Origin of the sequence: Cellulomonas sp. (assembly GCF_035634735.1) — a bacterium.
Taxonomy (GTDB): domain Bacteria; phylum Actinomycetota; class Actinomycetes; order Actinomycetales; family Cellulomonadaceae; genus Cellulomonas.
In genome coordinates this window covers 20,293-30,001 of the sequence record NZ_DASQCJ010000032.1, presented here as the reverse complement: position 1 = coordinate 30,001, position 9,709 = coordinate 20,293, and the positions used below count along the sequence as shown (strand labels likewise).

At 74.4% G+C, this 9,709-nt stretch carries 7 protein-coding genes; 5 read left to right on the top strand and 2 right to left on the bottom strand.

Annotation, left to right across the window (positions count from 1 at the left end):
• The 5 genes from VER05_RS02900 to VER05_RS02880 all read left to right on the top strand — a co-directional run.
• The coding region (locus VER05_RS02900; RefSeq protein ID WP_324843896.1) for a sugar ABC transporter substrate-binding protein at nt 1-1,103 on the top strand (1,103 nt) is incomplete at its 5' end.
• Nucleotides 1,104-1,113: 10 nt separating this feature from the next.
• Entirely contained in the window at nt 1,114-2,058 is a 945-nt protein-coding gene (locus tag VER05_RS02895) for a sugar ABC transporter permease (protein WP_324843895.1), read from the top strand.
• Nucleotides 2,055-2,870, top strand: coding sequence for a carbohydrate ABC transporter permease (locus VER05_RS02890; protein WP_324843894.1), 816 nt, complete (start codon nt 2,055-2,057; stop codon nt 2,868-2,870). Before VER05_RS02895 ends, VER05_RS02890 begins: the two co-directional genes overlap by 4 nt.
• 29 nt (nt 2,871-2,899) lie before the next feature.
• Nucleotides 2,900-4,822: a glycoside hydrolase family 127 protein gene (locus VER05_RS02885; protein WP_324843893.1), complete on the top strand. Its 1,923-nt coding sequence runs from the start codon at nt 2,900-2,902 to the stop codon at nt 4,820-4,822.
• A gap of 240 nt (nt 4,823-5,062) precedes the next feature.
• On the top strand, nt 5,063-6,331 hold the full coding sequence (locus VER05_RS02880) for a chloride channel protein (RefSeq protein WP_324843892.1): 1,269 nt from the start codon (nt 5,063-5,065) through the stop codon (nt 6,329-6,331).
• Nucleotides 6,332-6,430: 99 nt separating this feature from the next.
• Here the strand turns inward: VER05_RS02880 and VER05_RS02875 are convergent, their stop codons facing one another.
• Nucleotides 6,431-8,986 (bottom strand): MMPL family transporter, encoded by a 2,556-nt coding sequence (locus VER05_RS02875; RefSeq protein WP_324843891.1) that lies wholly within the window; start codon nt 8,984-8,986, stop codon nt 6,431-6,433.
• Between the two features lie 38 nt (nt 8,987-9,024).
• Complete coding sequence (locus VER05_RS02870; protein WP_324843890.1) at nt 9,025-9,672, bottom strand: TetR/AcrR family transcriptional regulator; 648 nt, start codon at nt 9,670-9,672, stop codon at nt 9,025-9,027.
• Nucleotides 9,673-9,709 lie beyond the last annotated feature (37 nt).

Genomic DNA, 9,709 nt, shown 5'->3' with positions numbered 1-9,709 from the left:
CCAACCAGGTCGCGCTGATGGACGCGTACAAGGAGAAGTTCGAGTCCGAGAACGACGCCACGGTCGAGAACGTGTACGTCCCCTACGACCAGATGAACTCGAAGCTCGTCTCCGCCGCCGGCGCGGGCACCGGCCCGGACGTCGTCGTGTTCAACGGCGCCGACGCGGCCACTCTCGCCCTCGGCGGCGTGCTCGCCCCGCTGGACGACCAGTGGGCCGACTTCGCCGACGCCGACCAGTTCCCCGACTCCGTGCTGCACAGCGTCGACGACCAGCTGTACGCCGTGCAGGGCTACGTGAACCTGCTGGGGCTCTGGTACAACCAGGACATCCTCGACGAGATCGGGGTCGAGCCGCCCACCACGATGGACGAGCTCGAGGACGCCATGGCGGCGGCGAAGGACGCCGGGTACGGCGGCATCACGCTGTCGGGCCTCCCGCAGTCGCAGGGCGAGTGGCAGGCGTACCCGTGGATCACCGACGCCGGGTTCGACTACGAGAACCTCGACGCGGGCGCGCTGGCGTCCGGCTTCGAGCGCGTGCGCGGCTGGGTCGACAACGGCTGGCTGACGCAGGAGGCGGTGACCTGGGACCAGACGGTCCCGTTCCAGCAGTTCGCGGCCGGGAAGACCGCGTTCGCGCAGAACGGCAACTGGCAGATCGGCACCGCCGAGTCCGACGCGGACTTCGCGTACGGCGTCGTCCCGCTGCCGCTGGGCGACACCGGCCAGGTGTACCTGGGCGGCGAGGGCGAGGGCATCGGCGCGCACGCGGACGACCCGGAGCTCGCCTGGGAGTACCTGCAGAGCACCTACCTCGACGCGAAGGGTCAGGAGCTCGCCCCCGACCTGGTCGGCTCGATCCCGTCCCGCGCCGACACGGCCCAGGCCGACGTCGTCACCGGCAACGACCTGCTCGACCCGTTCGCCCGCACGATCGCGGACTTCGGCGCCAGCTACCCGGCCGCGTCGATCCCGCCGGCGGCCGTCGCGGACGTGCAGCTCACGGTCGGCCAGGCCTGGTCCGCCGTCATCGGCGGCCAGCAGCAGCCCCAGGCCGCGGCCGACCAGGCCGTCGCCGCCCTGAAGAGCCAGATCGGCTGACGAGACCGCCATGTCCGCACCCGTCACCACCGCGCCCGCGCGGCAGGGCAGGGCCGGCGCCGCCCCGACGACGACCCGTCGTCGCCGGGGCGGCAGCCGGATCGTGTTCCTGCTGCCCGCGGCCGTGTTCCTCGGCCTGTTCAGCCTCTACCCGCTCGTCCAGCTCGTCCGGATGGCCGTCAGCCAGGTCACCGCGGCCACGCTGAACGCCGACTGGGTGTTCACCGGCCTCGACAACGTGCGCCGCGGCTTCGAGACCGGCCAGACCGGTCCCGCGATCAGCCGCACGCTCGTGTTCGTCGTCGTGGTCACGGTGCTCGGCATGCTGGTCGGGTTCGGCGCGGCGATCGCGCTGCGCACCACGGGCCGGTGGTCCGCCTGGCTGCTCGCCCTCATGGTGTTCGTCTGGGCGCTGCCGCCGGTGGTGAACGGGTCGGTCTGGAAGTTCCTGCTCAACGACGCCGGCCTGCTCAACACGGTGCTGCTGAGCACCGGGCTGCGGGACACCCCGGTGCCGTTCCTCTACGACCAGCACTGGGCGCTGTTCTCCGTCGCGTTCGTGAACGCGTTCGCGGTGATCCCGTTCAACACGCTCGTGTTCCGGGCCGCGCTCATGACCATCGACCCCGAGGTGTTCGAGGCCGCGCAGCTCGACGGCGCCAGCAAGTGGCAGCAGATCCGGCACATCATGGTGCCGTCGGTCCGCCCGACAACCCTGGTGCTCCTGATCCTGACCCTGGTCTACGGGTTCCGGTCGTTCGACTTCATCTACGTGATGACGTACGGCGGCCCGGGCACCGCGACCAACACCCTGCCGTTCCTGGGCTACCTGCAGGCCTTCGTCCGCTACGACTACGGGCTCGGCGCGGCCACCTCCGCGCTCGCCGTGGTCGGCGTGCTGGCCCTGGCCGTCGTGTACGCCCGGAGCATCAAGCGCGAGGAGGCCGACGGATGAGCGTCAAGGCCGGAGCGGTGGCGGTCGCCGCCAAAATCCTGCTGACCCTCATGTACGGGGTGCCGATCGTCTGGATCCTGCTGACCTCGGTGAAGTCGTCGGACGACGTCTTCGACCCGAGCCGCACGTTCCTGTTCCGCCCGGTCACCACGGCCTACGTGGAGGCGCTGAGCGGCGACCTGGCCCGGGCGCTGCTGCAGTCGGTCACCATCGCGACCTGCACGACCGCGCTGGTGCTGCTGATCGCGATCCCCGCGGCGTACGGGCTGGCGCGCACGCGCGGCCTGCTGCCCACGGCGGCGCTGGGCCTGCTGATCGTGCTGCAGATGATGCCGCAGACCGCCACCGTGATCCCGCTGTTCCAGGCGTTCAGCGGCTGGCGGCTGCTCGACACCACGGCCGCCGTGGTGCTGGCGGACGCCGCGCTGCTCACCCCGTTCGCCACCCTGCTGCTCCGGCCGTTCTTCCGGGCGGTCCCGCCCCAGATCGAGGAGGCGTCGTCCATCGACGGCGCGGGGATGCTCCGGACGTTCTGGTCCGTGGTGCTCCCGGTCGCCCGCAACGGCGTGGCCACCGTCGGCACCCTGACGTTCCTGCTCGCGTGGGGCGAGTTCCTGTACGCCGTCAACTTCTACCTGACGCCCGGGCAGTACCCGCTGTCGGCGCTGCTGGCGCAGCAGGTGAGCGCGTTCGGCATCAACTGGCCGGGCCTCATGGCGCTGGCCGTCCTCACCTCGATCCCGATCCTCGTCGTGTTCAGCAGCACCTACCGCCTGCTGCGCGACGGCCTGACCGTCGGCGCGGTGAAGTGACCGCCGCCCGCCCGCGCCCTGGAGGCGACATGACCGACACGACCGCACGCACCACCGCCCGCACCCCCGACCGCGCCGCGCAGCACGGCCGGCCGCTCGCCCCGTCCGCCGCGCGGTGGCGCCCGCTCGGCATCGACGAGGTCCGCCTCGACGGCGGGTTCTGGGGCGAGCTGCAGGAGCGCAACGCCACCGCGATGATCGCCCACGCCGAGCGGTGGGTGGAGCAGATGGGCTGGGCCGGCAACTTCGACCTCGCCGCGGCCGGCACGCTGCCCGAGGGGCGGCGGGGCCGGGAGTTCTCCGACTCCGAGATCTACAAGCTGCTCGAGGCGATGTCCTGGGAGGTCGGCCGCACCGGCGACGCCGACCTGGACCGCCGGCTGCGGGCGCTCGCGTCCCGGGTCGCCGCCGCGCAGGAGCCCGACGGCTACCTCTCCACGATGTTCGGCCGCCCGGGCCAGGGCGCGCGCTGGTCCGACCCCGAGTGGGGCCACGAGCTGTACTGCATCGGCCACCTGATCCAGGCGGGCGTCGCCCGGGCGCGGACGCACGGCGACGACGAGCTCGTGCAGGTCGCGATCCGCGCCGCCGACCACGTGTGCGACGTCTTCGGGCCGGACGGCCGCCAGGGCGTCGACGGGCACCCGGAGATCGAGCCGGCGCTGGTCGAGCTGTACCGGCTCACCGGGGAGCGCCGGTACCTGGACCAGGCCCGCCTGTTCGTCGAGCGGCGGGGGCACGGCGTGCTCGACGACATCGAGCTCGGGCGCTCGTACTTCCAGGACGACGAGCCGGTGCGCGCGTCGACCACGCTGCGCGGGCACGCCGTCCGCGCCCTCTACCTGGCGGCGGGCGCCGCGGACCTCGCGGTCGAGGACGGCGACGACGAGCTGCTCGGCGCGGTCACCCGCCAGGTCCGGTCCGCGCTCGCCCGCCGCACCTACCTGACCGGCGGCATGGGCGCGCACCACGAGGGCGAGTCGTTCGGCCTCGACTTCGAGCTGCCGCCGGACCGCGCCTACGCGGAGACCTGCGCCGGCATCGGGTCGGTCATGGCGAACCACCGGCTGCTGCTGCAGTCGGGCGACGCCCGGCACGCCGACGCCGTCGAGCGCACGCTGTTCAACGTGCTCGCCGCGTCGCCGTCGGCGGAGGGCACCGCGTTCTTCTACACCAACCCGCTGCAGCAGCGGGTGCCGGGCGACGTCCCGGACCCGGACGTGGCCAGCCCGCGCGCCTCGTCCAGCCTGCGGGCGGCGTGGTTCCACGTCTCGTGCTGCCCGACGAACGTGACCCGGACCGTCGCCTCGCTCGCGGCCTACGTCGCCAGCACCGACGACGCGGGGGTGCAGCTGCACCAGTACGCCGCGGGCACCGTCGCGGCGACCGTCGGCGGCGAGCCGGTGCGGCTCCGGGTGGAGACCGGCTACCCGCACGACGGCCGCGTCGTCGTCGCGGTCGACGAGGCGCCGGCGGCGTGGACGCTCACGCTCCGGGTGCCGGCCTGGGCCGAGGGCGCGACGGCCGACGCGGGGGACGGGCCGCGCCCGGCCGCCCCCGGGTACGTCGCGGTCGCCGGGCCGGCCGCCGGCGGGCAGGTCGTGCTGGACCTGCCCGTCGCGCCGCGGTTCACCGTCGCCGACCCGCGGGTCGACGCGGTCCGCGGGCAGGTCGCGGTCGAGGCGGGCCCGCTCGTGTACGCGGTGGAGTCCGTCGACCTCGGGGCCGACGTCGCGCAGGTGCGGGTCGACGCGGGCAGCGCGCCGCTGCGGCGGGACGGGACCGTGGTGGTGCGGGCCCGGACCGTGGCGGTGCCCGAGGAGGACTGGCCGTACGGCGGCCGGTCTGCCGAGGAGGCCGCGGGCGAGCCGCGGGAGGTGCCGCTGGTGGCCTACCACGCGTGGGGCAACCGCGGGCCGTCGACGATGCGGGTGTGGCTGCCGGTCGGCTGACCGCGCCGGCTGGGCCGAGCGGGGCCGGGCCCGCCCCGGGTGGAAGGTTGTGACGGACACGCCGCCGGCGTGTCCGTCACAACCTTCCACTGTCGGACGGCAGTCGGACGGCAGTCGGACGGCAGGCGGACGGCAGGCGGACGGCAGGCGCCCGTGACCGCCCGGCGCCGGCCGGGGCCGGCGCGGCTCATCCCGTGCGGGTGGCGCCGCCCCGCGAGGCGCCTCGCTAGCGTCGGCCGCGTGTCCGCCACCGGCTCGACCGACGTCGCGGCCGTCCCCGCGCGGGACCTGGCCCGGCTGACGCTGCTGGGCGCGCTGGTCGGGCTGCCGGCCGGCCTGGTCGCGTTCGCGTTCGTCGGCGCGGTGCACCTGCTCCAGGACCTGCTGTGGACCGAGCTCCCGGAGGCCCTGGGCGCCGACGCGCCGCCCTGGTACCTCGTGCTCGGGCTGCCGGTGGCCGGCGCGCTGCTGGTCGCGGCCGCCCGCCGGCTGCCCGGCGACGGCGGCCACTCACCGGTGAACGGCCTGAGCATGGACCCGCTGCCGCCGGTCGCGGCGGGCAGCGTGGCGCTCGCGGCGCTGGCGAGCCTCGGCTTCGGCGTGGTCCTCGGCCCGGAGGCCCCGCTGATGGCGCTGGGCGGGATCGTCGGCGTGCGGGTGACCCGGTGGACCGGGGTCACCGGCCGGGCCCGCGGGCTGCTCGGCGTGTCGGGGGCCTCCGGGGCGATGTCGACGCTGTTCGGCGGGCCGCTGGTCGCCGGGATCATGCTGCTCGAGGCCGGGGCCGGTGCGCTCACGGCCGTGACGCTGCTGCCGCCGCTCGCCGCGGCCGCCGTCGCGTACGTGCTGGTCACGGGGTTCGGCGACTGGACGGGGCTGCCGATGGCCGGGCTGGCGGTGCCGGACCTGCCGGAGTACGACCGGGTCCGGCCGGGCTCGCTGCTGCTGGCGCTGGTCGTCGGGGTGGTCGCGGCCGTGCTGGTGACCGGCGTGCGGCGGCTCGCCCGCGCGGTGCAGGGGACCGAGCCCCGCGTCGGCCGGGTGCCGTTGCTGCTGGTGTCGGGCCTCGGCGTCGGGGTGCTCGCGCTCGCGGCGGAGGGGCTCGGCGCCGACCCGCGGGACGTGCTGTTCTCCGGGCAGTCGTCGATCCCGGCGCTGGTGGGCGGGTCGTCGGTGGGCGTCGTGCTGGTGCTGGTCGTGGCCAAGGCGCTCGCCTACGCGATCACGATGGGCGGCGGGTTCCGCGGCGGGCCGATCTTCCCGGCGATCTTCCTGGGTGTCGGGCTCGCGTCGGTCGCGGTGGCGGCGCTCGACGTGTCGCCGACGCTCGCGGTGGCCGTCGGGACGGCGGCGGGCATGGCGGCGACCAGCCGGCTGCTGCTGTCGGCGGTGATGTTCTCGGCGCTGCTCGTCGGCCGGGCGGGCCTGGACACGGCGCCGGCGGCGGTGGTCGCGGCGGCCGCGGCGCTGCTGACGGCGCGGCTCCTCGACCGACCGCGCCCGGCCTGAGCGCGCGGCCCGGCCCGGACCGGGGACGAGTGGAGCGTCCTGCCGCGACACGCCGGGCGTGTCGGGCAGAACGCTCCACTCGAGGGTCGTGCTGGTGGGTCAGGCGCGGTGCGCCGGCTCGCCCTCCGACGGCAGGCCCTCGTCGGGGTCGGCCGACGTGCGGTGCATCGGGTGCGGGTGGCTGCGCTCGAGCGAGGCGCCCTCCACGTCGACGTCCGGCAGGATCCGGTCGAGCCACCTCGGGATCCACCAGGCCCACTTCCCGGCGAGGTGCATGACGGCCGGGATCAGCAGCATGCGGACCACGAACGCGTCGAGCAGCACGCCGAACGCCAGGCCGAACCCGAGCGGCCGGATGATCGACGACTCCGCGAAGATGAAGCCCGCGAACACCGACGCCATGATGATCGCCGCCGCGGTGACGACGACCCGGCCGGCGTGCAGGCCGCGCCGGACCGCCACCCGCGGGTCGACGCCGTGGGCGTACGCCTCGCGCATCCCGGAGACCAGGAACAGCTGGTAGTCCATCGCGAGGCCGAACAGGACGCCGGTCACGATGATCGGCAGGAAGCTGAGCACCGGGCTGGGGTCGTGCACCCCGAACACCGAGCCGAGCCAGCCCCACTGGTAGATCGCGACGACGCCGCCGAACCCGGCGAACAGCGACATGACGAACCCGAGCGTCGCGGTGACCGGCACGAAGATCGACCGGAACACGATGATGAGGATGATCAGCGACAGGCCGACGACGATCGCCAGGTAGCCCGGCAGCACGTCGGACAGCTTCTCGGAGACGTCGATGTTGGCGCTCGCGGTGCCGGCCACGCCGAGCTCCACGTCGCCCTCGATCGGCGACGAGTCGCGCAGCGCGTGCACCAGGGCCTCGGTCGACTCGCTGTTCGGCCCCTCGGTCGGGACGACCTGGAACGCGAGCATCGTGCCCGCCTCGTTGGCGCCGATCGGGGCGACCGCCACGACGTCGTCGTGCGACGCCAGCTCGGTGCCGATCCGGACCTGCTCGGCCGTCAGGTCGTCCTCGGACACGGCGTCCGGCAGGTTCGCGACGACCAGCAGCGGGCCGTTCACGCCGGCGCCGAACTTGTCCGCGGTGATCTCGTACGCCCGGTACTGGGTGGACTCCGGGGACTCCGAGGAGCCGTCCGGCAGGCCGAGCCGCATCGACAGGGCCGGGATCGCGATGATCAGCAGCGCCGCCACGCCGGCGACCAGCGTGAGCACCGCGCGGGACGTCTTCATCGGGGTGGTCGGGACGGCCTCGGGCTCCTCGTGGCCGACCGTCGCGCGCTTCTTCTTCGGCAGCACCTTGAGGCCGATGCGGGACAGCAGCGCCGGGGTCAGCGTGATCGCGATGAGGATGGCGACCAGGATGCAGATGGCGCCGACGGTGCCCATGAGCCCCAGGAACGGGATGCCGGTCACGTTGAGCGCCAGCAGCGCGACCAGGACGGTGGTGCCGGCGAACACGACCGCGTTGCCCGCGGTGCCGTTGGCCAGGCCGATCGACTCCTCCAGCTCGACCCCGTCGCGCAGCTGGCGGCGGTGCCGGTTGAGGATGAACAGCGAGTAGTCGATGCCGACCGCCAGGCCGAGCATGATGCCGAGCACCGGGGTGACGGACAGCATCTCGACGGCGCCGGACAGCGCGAGCGACGCGACCGCGCCGATGCCCACGCCGACGAGGGCCGACAGGATCGGCAGGCCGGCGGCGACCAGCGAGCCGAGCATGACGAGCAGGACGATGCCGGCGACGACCACGCCGATGACCTCGCCCGGGCCGAGCACGCTCGGGATCTCCTGGGTCAGGTCGGACGACAGCTCGACGTCCACGCCCTGCAGGTTCGCGGACTCGAGGGCGTCGACCACGGCCTCCTTGGTCTCGGGCGCGATCTCGAACTGCGAGTCCTCGAACGCGATGGTGCCGACCGCGGCGGTGCCGTCCTCGGAGACGAGGCGGATGCCGGACGACAGGTCCAGCAGCTGCGCGCCGGCCTCGAGCTGGGCGCTCTGCGTCTCCAGCTCGGCCAGGCCGTCGGTGACCTGCTGGGCCTGCGCGTCGAGCGCGGCCTGCTGCGCGTCGATCTCGGCCTGCCCGGCGTCGAGCTGGGGCTGCACCGCGGCGAGCGCGCCGGCGGCCTCGGCCTGAGCGCGCTGCGCGTCGAGCTGCGCCTGCGCGGCGTCGATCTGCTGCTGCCCGGCGTCGATCTGGGCCTGGCCGGCCTCGAGCTGCGCGCGGCCCTGCTCGATCTGGTCGCGGCCGGAGGTGACCTGCGCCTGCTGCTCCTCGAGCTGGGCGGTGGTCTGGAACGGGTCGGTGGCGCCGCTGACGCCGTCGACGTCGGTCAGGCCGGCCAGCGCGTCGCTGATCGCGGTCTGCTGGGCGTCGGTGAACGGGGTGTCGTCGGCGGTGTGGAACACCACGGTGCCGCTGCCGCCGCTCGCGGCGGGGAACTCGTCGGCCAGCTGCTCGGTCACGCGCTCGGTGGCGGTGCCGGGGATGGTGACGGCGGAGGTGAGCTGCCCGCCGAACGCGAAGTACGCGCCGACGGCCAGGGCGAGCACGACGACCCAGGCCGTCACGACGGCCCAGGCGCGGCGGGCCGAGAAGCGCCCGATGCGGTAGAGGAGTCCTGCCATGGTCCCTGTTCTCTCGGTGGTGGTGGGAGTGCGGGGCGTCAGTGCTCCGGCATGTACCCGGCTCGGACGCTGTGGATGAGCCGGTCGACAAGGGCGTCCCACTGCGCGCGGGCGTCCGGCGCGGCGGGATCGGTGGTGGTGACCCAGTGCAGCGCGATCACGGCCACGCCGTGCACCAGGGAGGAGACGAGCAGCCGGACGTCGAGCAGGTCCGCCGCGGGGTACCGGCGCACGAGCTCGCCGGCGAGGTGGTCGGCGACGCGGGAGAACGCCTCCTCGGCGAGCATCTGCGCGCGCGGGTCGTCGCCCTCCGCGAGCGGCCCGAGCGCGCCGGCCAGGTAGGTGATCGCCGGCGGCAGGTCGGCGCCGCGCAGCGTCTGCGCGAGCTCGTCGAACATCGACGCGCGTGTGCCGTCACCGACGGGGGTCGCGCTGGCGACGGCCTCGACCTGGGCGATCACCAGGCCGAGCCGCTCGGTGCACGTCGACAGGACGACGTCCTCGAGCGACCCGAAGTGGTTGAACACCGTGCGCCGGGAGACGTCGGCGCGCTCGGCGAGCTCGTCGACGGTGAACTGGGCCGCGCCGCGCTCGGCGATGAGCGCGTCGGCGGCGTCCAGGATCGCGCGGCGGGAGCGCGCCTTGAGCGCGGTCCGCCGGTCGGTCGCGGCGTCCTGGGTGGTCACGCGGAGGACCGTAGGCACGTCGATGCACTCGGTGCAA